Below are 22,676 nucleotides of genomic sequence, written 5' to 3' on the forward strand. Positions count from 1 at the left end.
AGTGCTTAGGTTTTCACGGAATTGCCCGCCGCTTTGAAGGATAACGCAATGACGATCCGCTTGTTTGCCCCCTCTCTACTGGCCATCGGCCTGTGTGCCGCACCCGTTGCCGCGCAGGAGTTTCTGAGCCGGGCGGAGGTTGAGGCGGTGATGCAGGACTTTGCGTTTTGCTATCATCCAAGCGACCGGTTTTCCTGCGCCTGGGCCGAGATTTATTCGGAATTTGGCGAGGATCACGTGATTTTGCACACGGCCTCGGCCGTGTGGGAGGAGCCGCTGGAGGTGCAGCGCTATCGCCTAAACTGGGTCGATAATGCCCTGTGCATTCCCTACGAGGATCAGGGGCTTGAGGCGGCCTGGGAGGCCGATGGCTACCGCTTTGCCTTTGATCTGTCCGGGCTGACACCGTTGGGCGATGACGTTCTGCCGGAGCGGATCGAGAACCTGCGCGAGGCCTCGCCGCGCGATTTCTGTTTCCGCTACACGATTGATGACGCCGGGCCCGATGCGTTGTTCCAGCATGTCTTCCGCGATGGCGTCGTCGATGAGGCGCTGGATCCGATTGCGCTGATCCCGCTGTTTGCCAGCGGTGTTGCGATTGCGCCGTCGGGTTAACCCTCGGACGGCAGCAGCATCGGGTAGAGCGACAGGACCAGCAGGGCGGCCATTGTCCAGTTGAACGCTTGCAGGCGGCCCGGGCCATCCAGCCAGCGTCGGATCTGCGTGCCGCCCCACGCCCAGGTGAAGACCGAGGGCAGGTTCACCATCCCGAAGACCAAAGCCACCAGGACCGCGCCGAACCAGCCGCCATCATCGGGGGCATAGGTCGTTTGCGCGTAGATCGACATATAGATGGCCTTGGGGTTCACCCACTGAAAGCCCGCGGCCTGCAGGAAGGTGAGCGGTCGTGCGTCGTGGTCCGCGTCTTTGGGTGGGGCCGCGTTGGCGACTTTCCAGGCCAGCCAGAGCAAGTAAGCGACGGAAATGACGGTCAGCGTGGTGCGCAGCCATGGGATGACCTCGAATACCTGCACGAGGCCCAGGCCCAGGATCAGCGTCATCGCGGCATGGCCCATCGACACGCCCAACATATGCGGCAGCGTGCGGGAGAGGCCGAAATTCACACCGGAGGCCATGAGCATGATGTTGTTCGGCCCCGGCGTGATCGAGGAGGCGAAGGCAAAGAGCACGAGGCCGGAGAGAAGTTCGTATGTCATGGACGCAACATTAGGCAGGTGCAGGGGCAATGAAATTGCGAAGTTGCGTGAGATGGGGTAGTTTTCGCAACAAATGACGAAGGTTGACGAAAAAGACCAGCAAATATTGCAAGAGCTGGCGCGGGACGGCCGGATCTCGAGATCTGGATCTGGCGGAACGTGTGGCGCTGTCGCCCTCGGCCACGCTGCGCCGGGTGCAGGCGCTTGAGGCAGCCGGCGTGATCAGCGGATATCGCGCGGTGTTGGATCAGGCAAAGCTGGGGATCGGCTTTATCGCCTATATTACGGTTGGTTTGGGGACGCATACCAAGGCGAGCCAGGCTGCGTTCGAGGCGGCGATTGCGCGGGCGGACGAGGTGCGGGAGTGCCATAACATCACCGGGACCGTGGAATATCTGCTGCGGGTCGAGGTGGCGGACCTGCCGACCTACAAGCAATTCCACACCGATGTTCTGGGCGCGCTGCCGCAGGTGGCGACGATCACGACTTTCGTGGTGATGGGATCGCCGAAGGACACTCGGGCCTAGAGATCAGCAGCATAAAAAAACGGCGATGATCCAAGGGAGGAGAGGATCATCGCCGCATATCTTGGCCCCTTCCAAGGGAGGAGAGGAAGGCGCCTATGGCATCGCCCCTCAAGGGAGGACGAGGAACTTTGCCGGTCGTCACGGCCCCGATTTGGGAGGAGAGGGACCGATCTTCAAGACCCGTAGCCGAGCCTTTTGTTGGTGCGGACAGACCCAAGGGAGGAGAGGGTTGCCCGCCGTCCCATGCGCCAAGGGAGGAGCGGCGCATGGTATTCCGTGAGGTGCCTCAGGCGTTCTTGCCGTAGGCGGCTTCCAGCGCGATGCGGCGGATCATCGAGGGGTTGATGCCCAGATCAGCCATTTCGCGAGCCGAAAGCTCATTCAATTCGTTCAGCGTGTTGCGGTAGACGCGCCAGTTGCGGTACGCCGCCACTGCGTCGGTGCGCAGGGCTGCAAAGCGGGCGGCAAGCGATTCAGTTGCTGCGCGGTTGCTCGTTACATATGCCATTTTACTACTCTCTCATCGATCTGCTGCGGTCCGGACCCCTTGTCCTTGAACCGCGTTGGTGATTGGGTCGTTACCCTGTCCCGATTGAATTTAGGCCAATGCTGCAATTGCACAATAACCGATGGCGAATTGCTGCTATGCAGCGAGCGCATGACACATTTCCGTTACATTACGTATGGTTAACGGGATGCTGATTGCCGGTGGAGCCTTCGCGGATCGTCAATTTCGGCTGTTTTTCGGCGGCGTGTTCTTTGCCGTGCAGGCCATTTGGATCCAGCGCGTGACTTTGGGATGGCTGGCGTGGGAGCGCACAGGCTCCGCCCGCGTCGTGGGGTTGGTTGCGGCACTGAGCCTTATGCCGACGCTCTTCGCGGGGCCGTTCTTCGGCGTTCTGGCGGACCGGGTGGATATAAAGCGCGCGGCCCTGGTCACAAACGGCTTGATGGCGCTGGTGCTGGCCGTTCTGGCGGTGATCGCGGGGGAAGTGGGGCCAGTGGGGCTCGGGGCTGCGGCTTTGGCGATTGGCATCATCTCGGCCGCGCACCATCCGATCCGGATGTCGTTGGGGCCACGGTTGGTGGGCACCGACATGGTGCAACACGTGGTTTCGGCCACGGCGCTGAATTTCAACATTGCGCGTCTGGTTGCGCCGGTCTTTGCGGGCTGGATCATTGCGACAGCAGGGGGCGGCACCGCGCTATGGATCGCGGCCGTCTGTTACGTGCCGATGCTGGCCGTGCTGCCGGTGTTGCGCCCCAGAGCTTTGGAGCCGCGCGCGACGTCGCCGTTCCTGCGCGATCTGCGCGACGGGATCGCCTATGCCGTGAAAACGCCGCTGATCCGGCAGGCGCTGCTGATCACGCTGGTCTTTGCAACGGTTGCGCGCGGCGCGCTGGAGGTTTTGCCGGTGCTGGCCGATGGCGGGTTTGGACGCGGGGCGGCGGGCCTGGGCTTTCTGACAGGGGCGGCCGGGGCCGGGGCCTTGGCGTCAGCGGTGATGAAGGCGGCCGGTGTGGGGGCCGTGGGCGCGCGCATTCCGCTGGCGGTCTGGGCGGCGGCTTTGGCCGGGCAGGGTGCCGTGATCGCCATGGGGCTGGCGCCGAGCTGGCCCATGGCGCTGGCCGCCACCGCACTGACCGGCTTTTGCGCAACTTGGTGTGGTGTCAGCCTGCAATCGGCCATCCAGACCGATCTGCCCGACGGATTGCGGGGCCGCGTGATGAGCCTGTGGGTGGTTGTGGGTTTCGGCACGGTGGCGATCGGCGCGCTTGGGATTGGCGCGCTGGCAGATGTGACCGATGTCGGCCGGGCGCTGGCCCTTGCAGGCGTTTGCGGGGCTGCGGCAATGGGGGCGGTCGCCTTGGGGGTGCGCACCTGGCGAAATCACCCTATGTGAGGGGAAAGATGCCTGTGCCCTGGAGCTTTCTGACATGTCGCAAACTCGTGAAACCATTCTGGATGCCTTGCGCGCAGTGGCCTTGCCCGATGGCGGTGATCTGGTCAGCCGGGACATGGTGCGTGCAGTTCAGGTGCAAGGCGCGAAGGTGAGCTTCATCATTGAAGCCGCAACGCCTGAGGCAGCGCAGGCTATGGGCCCGGTGCGGGACGCGGCGCAGGCGCTGGTCGAACGCATGGACGGTGTGGACAGCGCCATGGTCGCCCTGACGGCCCCGGCGCCTGCCAAGGCCGCCGCACCGCAAACACCGCCCCCAATCTGAAAGTGGGCGGGCATATGAAGCCGCAGGAAGGGTCGATGAAGCCGAGCGGCGTGCAGCGGATCATCGGCATCGGCTCGGGCAAGGGGGGCGTCGGCAAATCGACCGTGTCCACAAACCTTGCCGTGGCTCTGGCCCGGCAGGGGCGCAAGGTTGGTCTGTTGGATGCGGACATCTACGGGCCGTCCGTCCCGCGCATGATGGGGGTGAACAAGCGCCCGGCCTCGCCCGATGGGAAGACGATCATTCCGCTTCAGGGGCACGGCGTGACGCTGATGTCGATCGGCTTCATGCTGCCCGAGGAGAAGGCCGTGGTCTGGCGCGGCCCGATGCTGATGGGTGCGTTGCAACAGATGCTGACGCAGGTGGAATGGGGCGAGCTGGACGTTTTGCTCGTCGATCTGCCGCCCGGGACCGGTGATGTGGCGATGACGCTGTGCCAGAAATCGGACGTGACCGGGGCGATCATCGTGTCGACCCCGCAGGACGTGGCGCTGTTGGATGCGAAGAAAGCGCTCGACATGTTCAACACGCTCAAGACGCCGATCCTGGGCCTGATCGAGAATATGGGTGCCTTCCATTGCCCCAATTGCGGGCATGAGGCGCATATCTTCGGGCAGGGCGGGGTGATGGATGCCGCGGCTGAGGCCGGGCTGCCGTTTCTTGGAACGCTGCCAATTGATCTGGAGACGCGCGTGGCCGGCGATGCCGGTGTACCGATTGCCGCGGGCGATAGCCCTATGGCGGAGGCCTATGCCTCCCTCGCGCGGCGCTTCATCGACGGTGGGATGGCCTGATCTCGGGCCATCCTGAGGTGAAACGAGATCACCTGAAACCAGAACAAACCAAGATCGTCTGATCTGCCTTGGGATTTTCTGGGAAAAAACTTCCACATTCCTCCACTTTCTTCCCTCACCGCTTGTGAACCCCATATCGTGGGACTGTCTTCCACTGGGACACAATATGGGGCGTCTGCGGCCGTGCGTTTCACACAAGATGCAGTGTTACAGTGGAGTCAAAATCAATAGATTGGGGCAAAGTGGAGAAAAAAGGTGTTGATTGGGAGGCATTCCCATGGGACACATAGTCATCGGCAGAACGAGACACACAACGGGTCGCAAAGACCTGAACCAAAAACAAAAATAGGCAGGTTCATACAGGCATCTCATTACGCCGAACAAAGAGATCCGGCGCGCAGGCGAGCAGACATCCCCCCAGGTAGTTTGCGCAGTCGGACACCCCAGAAATGGGACGAGGGCGGCGGTTGAGGAGTGGCAGCTTCCTCAACCGCCGTTTCCATTTCCGGGACGAAGATTAAGGCCGCTTTGCGGCGAGAATGTGGCGCGACTGACGCGCCCGGGACATGAGGCAGCAGCTAGGTGGACGCGCGCTTTACAGGAACAAGCACCGTCAAGGTTGACGGGAAGGGCCGGGTCTCGCTCCCGGCTAAGTTCCGTCGTGCGTTGCAGGCCGCCGATAGCGCCTGCGGCCCCGGCGATGCGCCGCGCCTCTACATCGCTTATGGCAACCCGGCATACGATTATGTCGAGTGTCTGTCGGGCGACGCTTATGACGACCTTGATGCGCGCATTCAGGCCATGCCAGAGGGCGAGGCCGAGCGCGAAGTCCTTGAAATTCTGTTCTATTCCCTCTGCGACGAGATCGTGGTCGACGATGCAGGCCGCTTCGTTCTGCCCGGTGCGGCGCGTGAGAAGCTGGCGCTGGACGGCGAGGCCGTCTTCCAGGGCAAGGGCACCAAGTTCCACATCCTCAAGCCCGCCGACAGCGAGGCGTCGAAGGACAAGCTGGCCGCGATGCTCGCCGAAGCTTGGCGAGGGCAAGGAGTTCTTCAACCCCGTTTCCCTGGCAAATCCGCCCAAATCCACTCCGGTAAATGACGATGACGCATGACCGACAGCCCGCATATCCCCGTTCTTCTTGGCGCAATCCTGGAGCACGTGGGCCCGATCTCTGGCGTGTGGTTGGACGGAACCTTCGGCGCTGGTGGATACGCCCGTGGATTGCTGGATAGGGGGCGGATCTGGTGATTGGGGTGGATCGCGATCCTTTGGCATTTGAAATGGCTGCTGACTGGGCCGGGACCTACGGGGACCGGCTTCGGCTTGTCTCGGGCACGTTTTCTGATCTGGACGAATTGGCCGGTGAGCCCCTGGACGGGGTGACACTGGATCTTGGCGTATCTTCCATGCAGTTGGACATGGCGGAGCGCGGCTTTTCCTTCATGCGTGACGGGCCGCTGGACATGCGAATGGGGCAGGCCGGTGTGTCGGCTGAAGATGTTGTGAACGAGGCATCGGAGGCGCTGCTGGCGGACATTCTGTTTCATTACGGAGAGGAGCGTGCGGCGCGACGGATTGCCAAAGCGATTGTTGCGGAGAGATTAAAGCAACGCATTAACTCCACTTTGCAACTCACTGAGATTGTTGAGAAGTGTTTGCCGCGAAAGAAGCCGGGTCAAAGCCATCCAGCGACCCGCAGCTTTCAGGCGATCCGCATCGCGGTCAACGATGAATATGGCCAACTGGCCCAAGGCCTCATGGCCGCCGAGCGCGCGTTGAAGCCCGGCGGGAAGCTTGCGGTTGTCACGTTTCATTCGTCCGAGGATCGGATCGTGAAGCGCTTCATGACTGAACGTTCCAGCACCGGTGGCGGCGGATCGCGATATGCGCCTGAGGCCGATGCGAAGACGCCCGCCTTCACGCTGACGCCCCGCAAGGCCATTCCGCCGACGGACGTGGAAATTGCGCAAAACCCGCGTGCGCGGTCCGCGAAGTTACGGATCGCCACGCGCACGGATGCGCCTGCGCAAAGTATCGACCCAAGCCAGCTTGGCCTTCCTGATGTGAGGTTGAACTGATGCGGTTGACGACCCTTATCGCTGCGATTGTTGTGATTGGCCTTGGCTATTGGGCCTATCACCAGACGATCCAGACCCAGATGGCGGACCGTCAGGTGGACCGGTTGCAGCGCCAGATCGCGGCGGAGCATGAGCGTTTGGGCGTTTTGCGCGCCGAATGGGCCTATCTGAACCGCCCGGACCGCTTGAGGGACCTTGCGGCTTTCAATTTTGAGCGTCTTGGCCTGTTGCCGCTGGCGCCGGACCAGTTTGGCGATGTGGCGCAAATCCCGTTCCCGCCGCCGGAGCCGGAAGAGCTTGCCCCGGAACTCCTGCAAGGCACGTCGTCCTTGCCAGAAGGGGAGATTGAGCCGCTATGAGTCTGCGTATTCCCCTGCGTCCGCTGACGCGCATTCTTGATGCCCGCGCACGGGGCGAAAACCCTGATAACGTTGAGAAAGAGAACCTGCGTCTGCGTCACGAGGCGCAGCGCGACAAGCTGCGCGTCCGGGCCGAGAGCCGCCTTTTGCTGGTCGCGGCCTGCTTTGTCATGGCGTTTGGCGCGGTGGGCTACAAGATGGCCGCGCTGGCGACTTCCGAGCCCTCGGAGCCACGTATCATCAGCCAGGGTCCGACGATCCTGAACACACGCGCCGACATTACGGACCGCCACGGGCGTCTGTTGGCCACGAATTTCGCCACCAACGCGCTTTATGCGCATCCGCAAGACATCATCTACCCGCGCCGCGCGGCCGATGGTCTGGCGGCCATCTTCCCTGAGATGGATGCCGAGGACCTCTATCGCCGGTTCACGGGCGAGAGCCGCTTCATCTGGCTGCGTCGCTACATCTCGCCCGAGCAGGAGCAACAGGTGCATGACATCGGCTCCCCCGGATTGCTGTTTGGGCCGCGTGAAATGCGGCTGTATCCCAACGGCTCCATCGCGGCGCATGTTTTGGGCGGTGCGAGCTTCGGGGAAGAGGCGGTGAATGCCGCCGAGGTCATCGGGATTGCGGGCGTCGAGGCGCATTTTGACGAAGAGTTGCGCGATCCCGCGCCGTGTTGACCCGCTGATGCTGTCGCTGGATCTTACGGTGCAGGCGACGGTCGAAGAAGTGCTGGCGGGTGGCATGGCGTTGATGAACGCGCGCGGTGCGGCTGCGGTGTTGATGGATGTGCACACCGGTGAAGTCATCTCGATGGCGAGCTTGCCGGATTTCGACCCGAACGCGCGGCCCCGCCCGCTGCTGGAAGGGGATCAGGCTGACAGCCCGCTGTTCAACCGCGCCGTGCAGGGGGTTTACGAATTGGGCAGTGTTTTCAAGACGTTCACCATCGCGCAGGCGCTGGAACTGAACCTGTTCAGCCCCTATGACATGATCGATACGACCGGGCCAATCCGCATGGCTGGCTTTGCGATCCGCGACTTCTCGAATTACGGGCCAGAGCAGTCGGTGGCGGACGTTCTGATCCATTCCTCCAACATTGGCACGGCCCGTATCGCGCGGGTGATCGGGGCCTCGCGGCAGGAGAACTTCCTGGCTTCGCTGAACCTGTTGGAGCCCACGGAGGTGGAGCTGGTCGAAGCGCCGTCCGGGCGTCCGCTGACACCGCCCCGTTGGGGCGAGTTGGCGACGATGACGATCAGCTATGGTCACGGCATCTCTACCAGCCCGCTGCATTTGGCCGCCGCCTATTCCACTATCGTGAATGGCGGGACAGAGATCATTCCGACGCTGGAACGCCGCGAAGAGCCACAGAATGGCGAGCGCATCATCTCGGAGGCGACCAGCGTGGCGATGAACGCGCTGTTGCGCGCCATTGTGACGGATGGCACGGCCAGCTTTGGCGAGGTCGAGGGTTACCATGTGGGCGGCAAGACCGGCACAGCCGACTTGCCGCGCCCCAATGGCGGCTATTACGAGGACCGCAACCTCAACACGTTCGCCAGCGCGTTCCCGATGAATGATCCGCAATATGTGCTGATCGTGACCTTGCAGGAGGCGGCGGAGCTGTCTGGCCCGCAACCGCGCCGGACGGCAGGCTGGACCGCTGTTCCGGTGGCGGCCGAGATCATTCGGCGCACGGCGCCGCTTGCTGGGCTTGCGGCCTGACATTGAACATCCCCTTGGTTTGCAGCTATCCAACTCCTCGAATTGAGGGGTGAGGCGCATGGCTGCAAAACGACTCTCCGATCTGGGCCTGACGCCCCGCGGGGATGACGTGCCTGTCACGGGTGTGGTTCTGGATCTCGCGGAACGTCGAAAGAGGCAATCTTTTCGCGGCATTGCCCGGCACGCGGGTGCACGGGGCGGAGTTCATTCAATACGCGTTGCGGATGGGTGCAGGTGCGGTTCTGACGGATCGGGACGGGGCCGAAATTGCAAAGGACCGAGTTGGACGCGTCAGAGGCCGCGCTGGTTGTGGTTGAGGATCCGGCGGGGGCCTTGGCCCATGCGGCGGCGCTGTTTTTTGGCGGGCAACCGGACTGTATGGTTGCGGTGACGGGGACCAATGGCAAAACCTCGGTCGCGAGTTTCACGCGCCAGATCTGGGAAGCGCTTGGGCGCGAGGCCGTCAATATCGGCACAACCGGTGTTGAGGGCGCGTTTGCCGCGCCCGGCCTTCACACGACGCCGGAGCCTGTGACCCTGCATAAAGTGCTGGCGGATATGGCGGCGGGTGGCGTGACCCATGCGGCGATGGAGGCGTCGTCCCACGGGCTGGATCAGAAACGGATGGATGGCGTGCGGCTGGCGGCGGCGGCATTCACGAACCTGACGCAGGACCATCTGGATTATCACGGAGATATGGAGACGTATTTCCAGGCCAAGCTGCGGCTCTTCAACGATCTTTTGACCGAGGATGGCTTGGCGGTTGTCAACATGGACGACAGCTACGGCGCGCGTGTGGCCGAAGCCTGTGCTGCGCGTGGGATCGAAGTGCTGGGTGTCGGGCAATATGCGGAGGCCGCGCTGAAGATTACCGGGCGCCGGATCGATGAGACGGGGCAGGATGTGCTGTTCCGTTGGCAGGGCGAGGCGCGGCAGACGCGGCTGGACCTAATCGGTGCGTTTCAGGCGATGAACGTGCTGACGGCGGCGGGGCTGGTGATTGCAGGCGGCGAAGCGCCGGATGATGTCTTTGCTGTGCTTCCGAAGCTGGAAGGCGTGCGGGGGCGGATGCAGCTGGCGGCCCGGCGGGGCCACGGCGCGCCGATCTACGTGGATTATTCGCATACGCCGGACTCGCTGAAGGTCGCGCTGAAGGCGTTGCGCCCCCATGTTCTGGGCCGATTGATCGTGGTCTTTGGCGCCGGTGGGGACAGGGACAAGGGCAAACGCCCGCTGATGGGCAAAGCGGCGGCGGATTATGCCGATATTGCCATCGTCACGGACGACAACCCACGCAGTGAAGAGCCGGGGATCATCCGCATGGAAGTGCTGGCGGGCTGCCCCGAGGCGACCGAAGTGGGCGACCGGGCCGAGGCGATTTTGCGCGCCGTGGACATGTTGGAGCCCGGTGATGCGCTGTTGATTGCGGGCAAAGGGCACGAGACCGGACAGCAAGTGGGCGATGTGGTCTATCCCTTTGATGATGTTGAACAAGCCTCGGTTGCCGTGGCCGCGTTGGAGGGGTTGGTATGAGCCTTTGGACAGCCTCTGAGGCCGCTGAAGCGACGGGTGGTCAAGGTCGCCTCGGATTGGGTGGCGGACGGCGTTTCGATCGACACGCGGACGTTGCAGCCGGGCGATCTGTTTGTGGCGCTGTCGGACCTGACGGGACGGGCACGATTTTGTGGCGCAAGCGTTGGAGGGCGGTGCCGCGGCGGCGATGGTGAGCCGTGTGCCAGACGGCGTGGACCCTGCGCAGTGCCTGCTGGTTGAAGATGTGTTGCCCGCGTTGGAGCGGCTTGGCGTCGCGGCACGCGCCCGGACGGAGGCGAAGGTGATCGCGATCACCGGCTCGGTCGGCAAGACAACGGCCAAGGAAATGCTGCGCAAGGCGCTGGAGGGGCAGGGGAACATCCATGCAGCGGTGGCCAGCTACAACAACCATTGGGGCGTGCCGTTGACGCTGGCGCGCATGCCCGTGGACACCGACTATCGCGATCATTGAGATCGGCATGAACCATGCCGGAGAGATTGCACCGCTGACCAAGATGGCCCGGCCTCACGTGGCGATGATCACGACGATTGCACCGGCGCATCTGGAAAATCTCGGCTCGATGGAGGCGATTGCTGCCGAGAAGGGCGCGATCTTCGAAGGGCTTGAGCCGGGCGGCATTGCCGTCGTTCCGCTCGACGTGGAAACGCGCGGCATCCTGTTGGCGGCGGGTCAGGCCCATGCGGCGGAGGTTGTGACCTTTGGCGAAACGCCGGGCGCTGACCTGCAGCTAAGCGATGTGATCGTGGCCGATGACAGCACGGTGATGCGTGTGGCCACGCCGGAAGGCGCGCGGTTGGCCAAATTGTCCGTTGCCGGGCGTCACTATGCCAGCAACGCGGTCGGCGTGATGCTGACCGTTGCGGCGGCGGGGGCTGACCTGACCCAGGCCACCATGGCGCTGTCGCAATGGCAGCCGGTGGAAGGGCGGGGCCAGCGTGAGCGGATCACCTTGAGCCGGACCGATGATATCGCCATCGAACTGATTGATGATGCGTTCAACGCCAATCCAACCTCGCTGGCCGCGGGTCTGGAGGTTTTGGCGGGGATCGAGCCACCGCGCGGCGGACGGCGGATCGCTGTTCTGGGTGACATGTTGGAACTGGGGCCAGAGGCGGAGGTGATGCATGCCGAGGTCGCGGACCTGCCTGCGATGGACGCGGTGGCGGAGGTGCACACCTGCGGCCCCTTGATGGAGCATCTGCACAATGCGTTGCCCGGCGCAAAGCGCGGGCTGCACACGGAAACGGCGCAGGACATGCGCCAACAGATTGTCCGACATCTGCGGCCCGGCGACGTGGTTCTGGTCAAGGGATCAAAGGGATCGAAGGTGTCCCTCGTGGTTGACGCGCTGCGCAAACTCGGGCAATCGGTTGAGGCGTGAGAGGTGAGGAACCGCTAGATGTTGTATTGGCTGAGTGACCTTTCGGACGGCGGCGGTTTCTTCAACCTGTTTCGCTATATCACCTTTCGGGCCGGTGGCGCGTTCTTCACGGCGCTCGTCTTTGGCTTCATCTTTGGCCAGCCCCTGATCAACATGCTGCGGCGCAAGTACCAGCATGGCCAGCCGATCCGCGAGGATGGCCCCGCCAGCCATCTGGAAACCAAGGCGGGCACGCCCACGATGGGCGGGCTGTTGATTTTGGCGGCATTGACGCTGTCGACGTTGCTTTGGGCGCGGATGGACAACCCCTATGTCTGGCTGGTTCTGGGCGTCACGGTCTGCTTCGGTCTGATCGGCTTTGCCGACGATTGGGCGAAGGTCAGTCGCAACACGACCGCTGGCGTGTCCGGCAAGATCAGGTTGGCGGCGGGCTTTGCCGTGGCCTGCGCGGCCGCCCTGGTGGCGGCGCAACTGCACCCGGTCGAGCTGTCGAACCATCTGGCCTTTCCGGTGTTCAAGGACGTGCTTTTGAACATGGGCTGGCTGTTCATTCCCTTTGCGATGATCGTCATCGTGGGCTCTGCCAATGCGGTGAATCTGACGGATGGTCTGGATGGTCTGGCGATTATGCCAGTGATGATTGCGGCGGGCACACTTGGCGTGATTGCCTATGCGGTGGGCCGCGTCGATTTCACCGAATATCTTGATGTGCACTACGTGCCTGGCACGGGTGAGTTGTTGATCTTCACCGCCGGTCTGATCGGCGGGGGCCTTGGCTTTCTGTGGTACAACGCGCCTCCGGCGGCGGTGTTCATGGGCGATACCGGCTCGCTTGCCTTGGGCGGGGCCTTGGGCGCGATTGCGGTGGCCACAAAGCACGAGATTGTTCTGGCGATTGTCGGCGGATTGTTCGTGGCAGAAGCCGTTTCGGTCATCATCCAGGTCGCCTATTTCAAGGCCACCGGTAAGCGCGTCTTCCTGATGGCGCCAATCCACCACCACTACGAAAAGCGCGGATGGGCCGAGCCGCAGATCGTGATCCGCTTCTGGATCATCTCGCTGATTTTGGCGTTGATCGGTTTGGCGACGCTGAAATTGCGGTGAATGTCGCGGCCTGCGCTGGCATGCGGTGGCCGTTGCAAGGGGCGAAGGCGGTATGGCGCTGTTCGATAAATGGGTGCGGGTCGAGGTTGAGGGCCGCCGGATCGAATGTCTGAACACCTGGTTCAACGGGGCGGCGATCTTTGTCGATGGCGTTGAGGTTGCGCGCAATATGGGCAAGCTGGCGCTGGACGAAGCTCATCCCTTTGTGGACGCGCAGGTGGATGATTTGCATATCGAGATGCATATTCTGTCGATCCTGTTCACGCAGATCGAGGTGCGTGTGAACGGGCGGCATGTGGCAGGCGACCGACTGGTCAAGGAGAGCGGCGAATGATCCCGGTATTGGGTTTTGAGGGGGCCAAGGTTCTGGTTCTGGGGCTGGGGCGCTCTGGCTTGGCCGCAGCGCGCGCTTTGCGGGCTGGCGGGGCACAGGCGCTGTGCTGGGACGATGGTGAGGCGGGCCGTGCGCGCGCCGAGGAAGAGGGGTTCATGCTGCGCGTCCCGATGGGCAACGGCGCGTTTGCGGATGTCGCTTCTCTGATAACGTCACCCGGTATTCCGCACCTCTACCCCACGCCTCACCGCGCGATTGCTGCGGCCTACGCGGCGGGTGTGTCGGTGGATAATGATATCGGGCTGTTTTTCCGCTCTCTCGCGACGCCGGAATGGGACCGGATGGAAAGCCCGCCCAAGGTTGTGGCGGTGACGGGATCGAACGGGAAATCGACGACCTCTGCCCTGATTGCGCATATTCTGGAGGCGACGGGCACTGAGGTGCAATTGGCCGGGAATATCGGGCGTGGGGTCCTGGATATCGACCCGCCGACCGATGGCGGAGTGGTGGTGCTTGAGTTGAGCTCATACCAGACGGAGCTTGCGCGCGCGCTGACACCGGACATCGCGGTCTTTACCAATCTCAGCCCCGATCATCTGGACCGGCATGGCGGAATGGGCGGCTATTTCGCCGCCAAGCGCAGGCTCTTTGCGGAAGGCGGGCCGGAGCGGGCGATTGTGGGTGTGGACGAGGCCGAGGGCGCTTATCTTGCCGGGCAATTGAGCGAACGCGCCAGTGATCCCCGCGTGATCCGCGTGCGATCAGGCAAGATCGGCGATGCCCCGGGATGGGAGCTTTCGACGCGCAAAGGTTGGCTGAGCGAGGTGCGCAAAGGGCGGCAGGTTGCCTCGCTGGATCTGCGCGGTGTTCCGGGGCTGCCTGGTGCACACAATCACCAGAACGCGGCCTGCGCCTACGGTGTGGCGCGCGCTTTGGGGATCGCGCCGCGCGTGATCGAGGACGCATTCCAGACGTTCGAAGGGTTGCCGCACCGGTCCCAGCGCGTGGCCGATATCGGCGGCGTGGCCTTTGTGAACGACAGCAAGGCCACGAACGTGGATGCGGCGGCGAAGGCTTTGGGTGCGTTTAAGCGGATCCGGTGGATCTGCGGTGGGCTTGAGAAGGAAGGTGGCCTCGATGGGTTGTGGGAGGCTGCGAATTCCGTTGTGAAAGCCTATGTCATCGGGCGCGAGGCCGAGGCCTTTGCGATGCGTCTGGGCGATATCCCCAGCGAGGTGTGCGGCGATATGGCGACGGCCGTGGCGCGTGCGGCGGCTGAGGCCGAAGCGGGCGAGACGGTATTGCTGGCACCGGCGGCGGCCAGTTTCGATCAATACGACAGTTTTGAGGCGCGGGGCGCGGATTTCATTGCGCAGGTTGAGGGCCTGCCGCGTTAAGCGCGCGGGCTTGCCAGACCGCGAGGGCCGTCACCAGCAGCGCGTCGGCGGCCAAAAGGGTCGCACCGACCGGGGTGTTGACCGGGCCCAAAAGCAGTGCGGCGATCAGGATGAGGACATAAGCCGCAAGTCCCGCCAGGTTGAGACGCGTCCAATACGACGATGCTGGCGCGGCCAGAGGCCCACAGCAGCATGAGCATATGCACAAGCAGTGCGCCCCCAAGCACCTGATAGCTGGTCCCAGATAACAGCCCGATGGTTTGCGCCAGAGGCGCGGACATCAACACACCAGCCATGCCTGTCACAAGCGATGCCAGCGCGTTCGCGCGCAAGGCGCGGGGCAGGGTGGGTTTGGCGACGATCATGGCTCTGACTTTCTGCCATTCGGCCCGTCTGCGCAATGCGCGGGCAGTTTATGGGGATTTCCCCCCATATCGCGCGGGGGCCTTTCGGGCTTTATTCGCCCCAAGCCGAGCGCGTCCCCTTCACCCCTTTGCAGCCCGGTATTGATTTATCCCTCCCGAAAGGAGGCCCATTATGAAAAAGATATTTTTCCTTCTCGCCGTCGCCGCAACCTTGCCCTTTGTTTCGCCAACCCCTGCTGAGGCCTGTTTTTCCGCCGATTGTGGCGAATATACGACTGGTGCAGTCGTGCAAGGACTCGGGAACACCGAATTCATCGTTGTTCAAACCTACCCAAGCGACGGAACCAGTTGGGGTAATGATCCCTTCAACCCATTGCCCCATGCCGAAGTCATCAGCCGCACGCGGTTCGACGTTTTCGTGACGGATGCGCGCGCTGAGTGTCCCGGAAATTGGAGCAGGATTAATTGCCCTCTCGTGGTTCATGCCGACGGCCGGCAGGAGGGTATGATGATCCGCAACTATACCCATCAAGGCGCCCGGACGATTACAGTAGAACGGATTGAGTATCCTGGTTGGGTTGCAGCGACCGATGCTTCGCCGGTGCACTTTGTTGCGGTTGAGGGCTGAGAGGATGATACGCTTCGTTCTGATTGCCGCCCTTCTGGCGCCAAATGCGGCACTGTCCCAAAGCTTCTTGGATACGGTCAACGCCGGGTTGCCGCCGGTGATCGCCGAGACCCCAATGATTGTTGAGGTTTTGGCCGAGCCCGGTGCCTGCATGGTGCATCCACTGATGCCGCCGTCCGCGTGTGCCCGCGTGCGGATGCCGGACGGGTCGTTGCAGGATCACTTCATTGAAGGCTTTGACGAGGAAGGTCCGGCGAGGCTGCACGTGAACAGGCTGACCTATGATTGGTCGCAAAACACGCTGAGCCATCCGGTTGTGCCGGGCTTCTCGCTGATTGAACGGCTGGATTGAGCGCGTGCCCTACTTTTCAAAATCCACCCGCGCTGAAAGGAGGCGTCCTTTGTTCAACTTCCTTTTCGGGTTTGTCCTTGTAGCTGCCCTTCCATTTTCGGCCTTTGCGGACACTGATGTGATTTCTGTGCCAGACCAGGTGAGCCGCGTTCTGACCGGTTTCGAGCATCCGGAAACGGCACGCTCTCCCAACCGCACCGATGGCGCCATTCACCGGGCCGTGCCGCCGATCGATTACGCAACAGTGTCAAGCTATCACGACGCAACAGTTGAGCGCGTTGAGATAATTGCGGGGCCCGCGATGCACACATGCCTTTTGATATCGCGCGGTGATGGACAGGGTCGGCCAGAGATGCCGTGCGCCCATTATCTGTTCCCCGATGGTCGAACCGGCCCGTTGCAGCTTGTGGGTGACGTGGACGTTCAGATTGAATATGCGACCGCGCCGCGCGTTTTGATCGATGTGTTGAGCAGGGTAAACTTCACTTCCTGCATGGGGCACAGACCTGATGCTTGCCGGTTTACGGAGTATCATCAGGTGGTGGAGTGATCTTGGGCGCGGCCCAGGGCCGTCGGCTTGTGACGGCCCGACACACGCAAACCCTAGCCAGCCCTGCATTTTCAGGCTAAACTGACCGGATAGATCCGGGAAAACCCGGGCTTTGAGCAGAATACGCGGTGGCAAACACCGCATGGCAAGGCAGGCGACCCATGACAGAAATGGCGCATGGCACGGTAATCGTGCACACGGGCGACGCGGTTATTCCGCGATGGTGGAGCACGATCGATCGGGTCACGCTCGGCTGTATCTTTGGGCTTTTCGCCATCGGCATCCTTCTGGGCTTCGCGGCCTCGCCGCCTTTGGCCGAACGCAACGGGCATGAGCCGTTCTACTACGTGATCCGTCAGGCGCTGTTTGGCGGATTGGCGCTGAGCGTGATGGTGCTGGTGTCGATGATGACGCCAACAACCGTACGCCGGTGGGGTGTTTTGGGCTTTTTTGCCGCCGTCGCCGCCGTGGCTTTGCTGCCCGTCTTCGGGACGGATTACGGGATGGGTGCGACGCGGTGGTATTCGCTTGGCTTTGCCTCCCTCCAGCCGTCGGAATTCCTCAAGCCGATGTTCGTGGTCTTCACGGCGTGGATGATGGCGGCGAGCCAGGAGGTTGCCGGCCCACCTGGCAAGAGCGTGTCTTTGTTCGTGACCGTGATGATTGTGGGCTTCCTCGCGTTGCAGCCTGACTTTGGGCAGGCCGCGTTGATCATCTTCGCCTGGGGTGTGATCTACTTCGTGGCGGGCGCGCCGATGCTGATCCTGATGATCCTTGCGGGTGCGGTGGTCGGTGTCGGGGTGTTGGCCTACAACTCGTCTGAGCACTTTCAACGCCGGATCGACGGTTTCCTGAGCGATGAAGTGGGCGAGAATACGCAGCTGGGATTTGCCACGGATGCCATCCGCGAGGGCGGCTTGTTCGGCACCGGGCTCGGCGAGGGGTCGGTCAAATGGACGCTGCCTGATGCGCATACCGATTTCATCATCGCGGTTGCGGCGGAAGAGTATGGCTTCGTCCTGGTCGCTGTGATCATCGCGCTGTTCCTGACGATTGCCATGCGCAGCTATTTCCGCCTGATGAAAGAGCGTGACCCCTTCGCGCGCCTCGCCGGCACTGGGTTGGTCAGCCTGCTGGCGTTGCAGGCGTTCATCAACATGGGCGTGGCCGTGCGGCTTTTGCCGGCGAAAGGCATGACCTTGCCGTTTGTCAGCTATGGCGGTTCGTCCCTGATTGCGACGGGCATCGCCGTTGGTATGCTGTTGGTGTTCACGCGGACGCGGCCGCAGGGCGATATTGCGGATCATCTTCTTACGAGGTCCCGGTAAGGCATGACGCAGAAGCACCTCATCATCGCGGCGGGCGGCACGGGTGGGCATATGTTCCCGGCCCAAGCCTTGTCCGAGGTGATGTTGCGGAAAGGCTGGCGCGTGACGCTTTCGACCGACGCGCGTGGGGCAAGGTATGTCGAGCGGGTTTTCCCATGCCGTTGAGGTCCGGCAGGTGTCCAGCGCCACGTTCACACGCGGTGGTGTGTTGGCCAAGCTGGCGGTTCCGTTTCGGATTTTCGGCGGGGTGATCGGGGCGACCTTCCGCATGTGGCGGGAAAAGCCTGATGTCGTTGTGGGCTTTGGCGGCTATCCAACGATCCCTGCCATGGCGGCAGCGGTTCTGACGCGGCGACCCCGGATGCTGCATGAACAAAACGGCGTTCTGGGCCGGGTGAACCGCATCTTTGCCAAGCGTGTAGCCCATGTGGCCTGCGGCACCTGGCCGACCGAGGTGCCCGAGGGTGCCGATGCGCGCGACACCGGCAATCCAGTGCGCGCGGCGATTGTTGAGCGCGCCGGTGCCCCATACACGCCGCCGGGCGATTGGCCGATGAGCCTGCTGGTGTTCGGCGGCTCCCAAGGGGCGCGGATCCTGTCGGATATGGTGCCTGCGGCGGTGGCCCTGTTACCAGAGGATATCCGCCACCATTTGCGCGTCAGCCAACAGGCCCGCGAAGAAGATGTGGAGCGGGTGCGGCACGCTTATGACGAGATGGGCCTGCGGGCAGAAGTTGAAACGTTCCTGCACGATATGCCGACCCGGTTGGCGGAGGCGCAGCTTGTGATTTGTCGGTCTGGCGCGTCTTCCGTGGCCGATATCTGCGTTGTGGGGCGGCCTGCGATTTACGTGCCATTGGCCATTGCTGTGCGGGACGAGCAAACGGCAAACGCGCGTGGTCCGGTGGATGCGGGGGCCGCTGCCCTTATGCCGGAAAGCCAATTGACGCCTGAGGCTTTGGCCGAGATCATCAAATCAATCCTGACCCAGCCTGAGGCTGCCACGCAGATGGCGATTGCGGCCTTGTCCGTCGGCAAGCCCGATGCCACCGAAAGGCTGGTTGCGCTCGTGGAAGATCTGGCCGAAGAGCGCGCCTGAGCAAAAAAGGACTAAGCGAATGAATGCCGCCGCGACGAAACTGCCCACACAACTTGGTCCGATCCATTTTGTCGGCATCGGCGGGATCGGCATGTCGGGGATCGCGGAGGTTCTGCTGAACCACGGCTATCAGGTGCAGGGCTCTGATCTGAAGCCGTCGAAGATCACCGAAAGGCTGCGGGACCTGGGCGCGCAGATCTTCATCGGGCAGAAGGCCGAGAACCTGGAAAATGCGGAAGTCGTCGTGATCTCCAGCGCGATCAAGCCGGGCAATGCAGAATTGGACGCAGCGCGCCTGAAGGGTCTGCCGGTGGTGCGCCGGGCTGAGATGCTGGCGGAATTGATGCGTCTGCGGTCAAACATCGCCGTTGCGGGCACGCACGGCAAGACGACGACCACAACGCTTGTGGCCACACTTCTGGATCATGGCGGGGTGGACCCGACCGTGATCAACGGCGGGATCATCCACGCCTATGGCTCAAACGCGCGAGTGGGGCAGGGCGACTGGATGGTGGTGGAGGCCGACGAGAGCGATGGCACGTTCAACCGTTTGCCCGCGACCATCGCCATCGTCACCAACATCGACCCCGAGCATATGGAGCATTGGGGCACGGAGGAGAACCTGCACCAGGGTTTCCTCGATTTTGTGTCGAACATCCCTTTCTATGGCGTGGCCGTCTGCTGCACGGATGACCCCGATGTGCAGACGCTGGTGGGCCGGATCACCGACCGCCGCGTTGTGACCTTCGGCTTCAATGCGCAGGCAGATGTGCGGGCGATGAACCTGACTTATCAGGGCGGCGTGGCGCATTTCGATATTGCGTTGCAGGGCGATGACATGGTGATCGAGAATTGCCGCCTTCCGATGCCGGGAAATCACAACGTCTCCAACGCTTTGGCGGCGGTCGCTGTTGCGCGGCATCTGGGCATGAAGGCGGATGAAATCCGCGAGGCTCTGGCGGGATTCAAAGGTGTGAACCGTCGGTTCACCAAGGTGGGCGAGGTTGGCGGGATCACGGTAATCGACGATTACGGCCATCACCCGGTGGAAATTGCCGCCGTCCTGAAAGCCGCGCGCCAATCCAGCGAAGGACGTGTGATTGCCGTGCATCAGCCGCACCGCTACTCGCGCCTGCATTCGCTGTTCGAGGATTTCTGCGGCTGTTTCAGCGAAGCCGACGTGGTCGCGATTGCCGAGGTATATGCCGCCGGGGAGGAGCCGATTGAGGGCGCGTCCCGCGACGATCTGGTGGCGGGCATGATCCGCCACGGGCATCGCCATGCTCGTGCCATAATGGACGAGGATGATCTGGAGCGACTTCGTGCGCGAACAGGCGCGCCCTGGTGATATGGTTGTTTGCCTAGGTGCGGGTACGATCAGCGCATGGGCCAATGGCCTGCCTGAGCGCTTGAAGGATCTGGACAAGAAGGTGGTCGGCGGATGACAGCGAACGCGTCCGTTTGCGGAGGTTGGATGTGATGCCCGGTGTCGGCTGGATCACGATTCTTACCGTGCTTCCGGGCCTTCTGGCGTTCGGATTGTCGCGCAAGTTCGGCGCTCGCGCTGGCTGGATCGTTGTGGGCTGTGTCGCCCTTCTGAACCTGCCGAATGCTCTGGGTCATGTGAGCTTGATGATCGAACGCTCACAATCCTCGATCGGCGCGTTTGACGCGCCTGGAGATGCGGTGATTGGGGCTTCGGGCTACTTGGCGCTTGGGGCTTTCTCATTCGTCTTTGCGACGCTGCTATCGGCCGTACTGGGAACGGTTTTCGGTGCCCGCAACAGGAAAGGGGCCGCGGCATGAGCCTTGCCTTGATCCTCGCCAGCTTTTGGATTGTCGCCTCGGCCTTTCACGGCGATGCTGCCCTATCGCATGCAGTTTCCACCCGGCATTGCGTTGTTGGTGCTGTCCGTGCCGCTGCTCATCTTTATCGGTATCAGCCATGGGTTCATCTGGGTCGCATTGTTCCTATTTGCCATCGGCTCCATGTTCCGTAATCCGCTGATCTACTTTGCAAAGCGTTTGACAGGGCGGGCCACCTGATGCCGCTATCGCTGATCCTTGCCTGCATCTGGGCGTTGATTGCCTGTGCCGCTGGCATGGGGCCGCGCCGGTTCCATATCCCAGCCGCATGGGTGCTGATCCTGACAGGTATCCCGCTTCTGGGCTTCGTAACTTATCAAACCGGCCCGTTCTGGGGGATCGTCCTGCTTTTAGCCGGTGCTTCGGTTCTGCGCTGGCCCCTGATCCGGCTGGGGCAGCGCATTCGCCGCGCCCTGTTCCCGGCAGCAGGCGGAGGATGAGGCAGGGCTGATGGATACGCTGGTGCTCTATATCGGTTTTGCGATCCTCGCAGGCATGGCAGCGGGCTATATGACCGCGCGTCTTGGCACCCGGCGGATGGTGTTGGCGCTGTGGTCGGCAAGTGCGTTGACGATCACCGCAGCCATCCTGTGGTCGGATGCCCATGGCGGCAATGTGGATGCGATCTTGCTGGTCTACGGCATGCTGGTGCCATTTGCCGGGTGCGCCATTGTCGCCGGTGCCTTGGGGCTGGCGGTGCGTTCGGTCGTGGCGCGCGTTGGTTCGGAATGAGTTTTACCCTGCCGGACGTTCGGGGGCGCCTGACCCCCAATCGCGACCTGTCGGGTCTGACCTGGCTGCGCGTGGGTGGCCCGGCGGAGTGGCTGTTTCAACCTGCTGATGCGGCTGATCTTGCGGAGTTTCTAGCAGCTCTTGACCCTGATGTGCCTGTGTTCCCGATGGGCGTCGGATCGAACCTGATCGTTCGGGACGGGGGACTTCCCGGTGTCACGATCAAGCTGGGGCGTCCGTTCATGGATGTCGTGGTGGATGGTGACCGGATAACGGCCGGGGCCGCAGCCCTTGATGCGCGTGTGGCAAAGGTGGCGGCAGATGCCGGTGTGGACCTCACATTTTTGCGGACGATCCCGGGCTCGCTTGGCGGGGCCCTCAAGATGAATGCGGGGTGTTATGGCAGCTATATCGCCGATCATTTTGTATCGGCACAGGCGATCTTGCGCGATGGGACAGCGATCAGCCTGACAAAAGACGACATCATGTTCGACTACCGCCAAACTGACATACCCGATGGAGCGATCATCGTCTTTGTTACCTTGCAAGGTCCCCATGCGGAACCGGCCACGTTGCACGCCCAGATGGAAGAGCAACTCGCCAAACGCGATGCGACCCAACCCACAAAGGAGCTGACAGCGGGCTCCACCTTCCGCAATCCGGCGGGTTTCAGCTCAACCGGCAGGGCCGACGATACCCATGATCTGAAGGCCTGGAAGGTGATTGACGAGGCCGGAATGCGCGGAGCGACGCGCGGCGGGGCTAAGATGTCTGAGATGCATTCCAATTTCCTCGTGAACAAGGGTGGCGCAACTGCCGCAGATTTGGAGGGATTGGGCGAAGAGGTGCGAAAAAGGGTTTCCGAAACCCAAGGCATCGATTTACAGTGGGAAATCATGCGGGTGGGTGTTCCCATCGGCAATTCATAAAAGCAAGGGTCCGCGAAAATCGCGGGCATAACCGACCCGGCAGGCATGTATCTGATGGGCAGTTTGAGGACCAGGTGGTGGCAGGGCAGAGCAGCCTCCCCTCCCGCGTCGTCGTTTT

The 22,676-nt window shown here is 62.4% G+C and carries 18 protein-coding genes and 8 pseudogenes; 24 read left to right on the top strand and 2 right to left on the bottom strand.

Annotated features, from left to right (window positions below):
* The first annotated feature begins 48 nt into the window (after window positions 1-48).
* On the top strand, window positions 49-615 hold the full coding sequence (locus ACZ1HK_RS22250; protein ID WP_472630535.1) for a hypothetical protein: 567 nt from the start codon (window positions 49-51) through the stop codon (window positions 613-615).
* On the opposite strand, the gene ACZ1HK_RS22255 is transcribed toward ACZ1HK_RS22250, so the two are convergent.
* Window positions 612-1,217: a LysE family translocator gene (locus ACZ1HK_RS22255; protein WP_472630536.1), complete on the bottom strand. Its 606-nt coding sequence runs from the start codon at window positions 1,215-1,217 to the stop codon at window positions 612-614. The two genes, ACZ1HK_RS22250 and ACZ1HK_RS22255, sit on opposite strands and share 4 nt — an antisense overlap.
* A gap of 73 nt (window positions 1,218-1,290) precedes the next feature.
* Between ACZ1HK_RS22255 and ACZ1HK_RS22260 the strand changes: the two are divergent.
* Window positions 1,291-1,744, top strand: a pseudogene (locus ACZ1HK_RS22260) (Lrp/AsnC family transcriptional regulator).
* 286 nt (window positions 1,745-2,030) lie between these two features.
* Here ACZ1HK_RS22260 and ACZ1HK_RS22265 read toward each other — a convergent pair.
* Window positions 2,031-2,252 carry a DUF1127 domain-containing protein gene (locus ACZ1HK_RS22265; protein ID WP_472630537.1) on the bottom strand — a complete coding sequence of 74 codons (222 nt, stop codon included), beginning with the start codon at window positions 2,250-2,252 and terminating at the stop codon, window positions 2,031-2,033.
* Between the two features lie 187 nt (window positions 2,253-2,439).
* Here ACZ1HK_RS22265 and ACZ1HK_RS22270 point away from each other — a divergent pair, with 187 nt between their 5' ends.
* From ACZ1HK_RS22270 to murB, 22 genes and pseudogenes are all read left to right on the top strand, one after another.
* Complete coding sequence (locus ACZ1HK_RS22270; protein ID WP_472630538.1) at window positions 2,440-3,648, top strand: MFS transporter; 1,209 nt, start codon at window positions 2,440-2,442, stop codon at window positions 3,646-3,648.
* A gap of 34 nt (window positions 3,649-3,682) precedes the next feature.
* Window positions 3,683-4,764, top strand: a pseudogene (locus ACZ1HK_RS22275) (Mrp/NBP35 family ATP-binding protein).
* A 582-nt stretch (window positions 4,765-5,346) separates the two neighbouring features.
* Window positions 5,347-5,865, top strand: a complete 519-nt coding sequence (locus ACZ1HK_RS22280) for a division/cell wall cluster transcriptional repressor MraZ (RefSeq protein WP_472630539.1) — start codon at window positions 5,347-5,349, stop codon at window positions 5,863-5,865.
* A gap of 9 nt (window positions 5,866-5,874) precedes the next feature.
* Window positions 5,875-6,845: pseudogene (rsmH, locus tag ACZ1HK_RS22285) on the top strand (16S rRNA (cytosine(1402)-N(4))-methyltransferase RsmH).
* Entirely contained in the window at window positions 6,845-7,204 is a 360-nt protein-coding gene (ftsL, locus tag ACZ1HK_RS22290) for a cell division protein FtsL (protein WP_472630540.1), read from the top strand. The pseudogene rsmH and the gene ftsL overlap by 1 nt, the downstream one beginning before the upstream one ends.
* A pseudogene (locus tag ACZ1HK_RS22295) lies at window positions 7,201-8,984 on the top strand (peptidoglycan D,D-transpeptidase FtsI family protein). Before ftsL ends, ACZ1HK_RS22295 begins: the two are co-directional and overlap by 4 nt.
* Window positions 8,985-8,996: 12 nt before the next feature.
* A pseudogene (locus ACZ1HK_RS22300) lies at window positions 8,997-10,471 on the top strand (UDP-N-acetylmuramoyl-L-alanyl-D-glutamate--2,6-diaminopimelate ligase).
* Window positions 10,468-11,874 (top strand): annotated as a pseudogene (locus ACZ1HK_RS22305) (UDP-N-acetylmuramoyl-tripeptide--D-alanyl-D-alanine ligase). The pseudogenes ACZ1HK_RS22300 and ACZ1HK_RS22305 overlap by 4 nt, the downstream one beginning before the upstream one ends.
* Before the next feature lie 18 nt (window positions 11,875-11,892).
* Window positions 11,893-12,978, top strand: coding sequence for a phospho-N-acetylmuramoyl-pentapeptide-transferase (gene mraY / locus ACZ1HK_RS22310; RefSeq protein ID WP_472630541.1), 1,086 nt, complete (start codon window positions 11,893-11,895; stop codon window positions 12,976-12,978).
* A 52-nt stretch (window positions 12,979-13,030) separates the two neighbouring features.
* Entirely contained in the window at window positions 13,031-13,312 is a 282-nt protein-coding gene (locus ACZ1HK_RS22315; RefSeq protein WP_472630542.1) for a hypothetical protein, read from the top strand.
* On the top strand, window positions 13,309-14,709 hold the full coding sequence (gene murD / locus ACZ1HK_RS22320; RefSeq protein WP_472630543.1) for a UDP-N-acetylmuramoyl-L-alanine--D-glutamate ligase: 1,401 nt from the start codon (window positions 13,309-13,311) through the stop codon (window positions 14,707-14,709). Before ACZ1HK_RS22315 ends, murD begins: the two co-directional genes overlap by 4 nt.
* A gap of 537 nt (window positions 14,710-15,246) precedes the next feature.
* A complete protein-coding gene (locus ACZ1HK_RS22325; protein WP_472630544.1) occupies window positions 15,247-15,702 on the top strand; it encodes a hypothetical protein in 456 nt (151 codons plus the stop codon).
* A 4-nt stretch (window positions 15,703-15,706) separates the two neighbouring features.
* Window positions 15,707-16,054 carry a hypothetical protein gene (locus ACZ1HK_RS22330; protein WP_472630545.1) on the top strand — a complete coding sequence of 116 codons (348 nt, stop codon included), beginning with the start codon at window positions 15,707-15,709 and terminating at the stop codon, window positions 16,052-16,054.
* A gap of 49 nt (window positions 16,055-16,103) precedes the next feature.
* Entirely contained in the window at window positions 16,104-16,604 is a 501-nt protein-coding gene (locus ACZ1HK_RS22335; RefSeq protein WP_472630546.1) for a hypothetical protein, read from the top strand.
* A gap of 161 nt (window positions 16,605-16,765) precedes the next feature.
* Window positions 16,766-17,932: a putative lipid II flippase FtsW gene (ftsW, locus tag ACZ1HK_RS22340; protein WP_472630547.1), complete on the top strand. Its 1,167-nt coding sequence runs from the start codon at window positions 16,766-16,768 to the stop codon at window positions 17,930-17,932.
* 3 nt (window positions 17,933-17,935) lie between these two features.
* Window positions 17,936-19,031, top strand: a pseudogene (locus tag ACZ1HK_RS22345) (UDP-N-acetylglucosamine--N-acetylmuramyl-(pentapeptide) pyrophosphoryl-undecaprenol N-acetylglucosamine transferase).
* Window positions 19,032-19,050: 19 nt separating this feature from the next.
* Window positions 19,051-20,476: pseudogene (gene murC, locus ACZ1HK_RS22350) on the top strand (UDP-N-acetylmuramate--L-alanine ligase).
* A gap of 34 nt (window positions 20,477-20,510) precedes the next feature.
* Window positions 20,511-20,837, top strand: coding sequence for a hypothetical protein (locus ACZ1HK_RS22355; RefSeq protein WP_472630548.1), 327 nt, complete (start codon window positions 20,511-20,513; stop codon window positions 20,835-20,837).
* 54 nt (window positions 20,838-20,891) lie between these two features.
* A complete protein-coding gene (locus ACZ1HK_RS22360; RefSeq protein ID WP_472630915.1) occupies window positions 20,892-21,077 on the top strand; it encodes a DUF2484 family protein in 186 nt (61 codons plus the stop codon).
* Window positions 21,077-21,337: a DUF2484 family protein gene (locus ACZ1HK_RS22365; protein ID WP_472630549.1), complete on the top strand. Its 261-nt coding sequence runs from the start codon at window positions 21,077-21,079 to the stop codon at window positions 21,335-21,337. The genes ACZ1HK_RS22360 and ACZ1HK_RS22365 overlap by 1 nt, the downstream gene beginning before the upstream one ends.
* Before the next feature lie 10 nt (window positions 21,338-21,347).
* Complete coding sequence (locus ACZ1HK_RS22370) at window positions 21,348-21,629, top strand: hypothetical protein (RefSeq protein WP_472630550.1); 282 nt, start codon at window positions 21,348-21,350, stop codon at window positions 21,627-21,629.
* Window positions 21,626-22,558 (top strand): UDP-N-acetylmuramate dehydrogenase, encoded by a 933-nt coding sequence (murB, locus tag ACZ1HK_RS22375; protein WP_472630551.1) that lies wholly within the window; start codon window positions 21,626-21,628, stop codon window positions 22,556-22,558. Before ACZ1HK_RS22370 ends, murB begins: the two co-directional genes overlap by 4 nt.
* Window positions 22,559-22,676: the final 118 nt, after the last annotated feature.

The sequence above is a fragment of the Gymnodinialimonas sp. JB5-7 genome, from assembly GCF_055693405.1.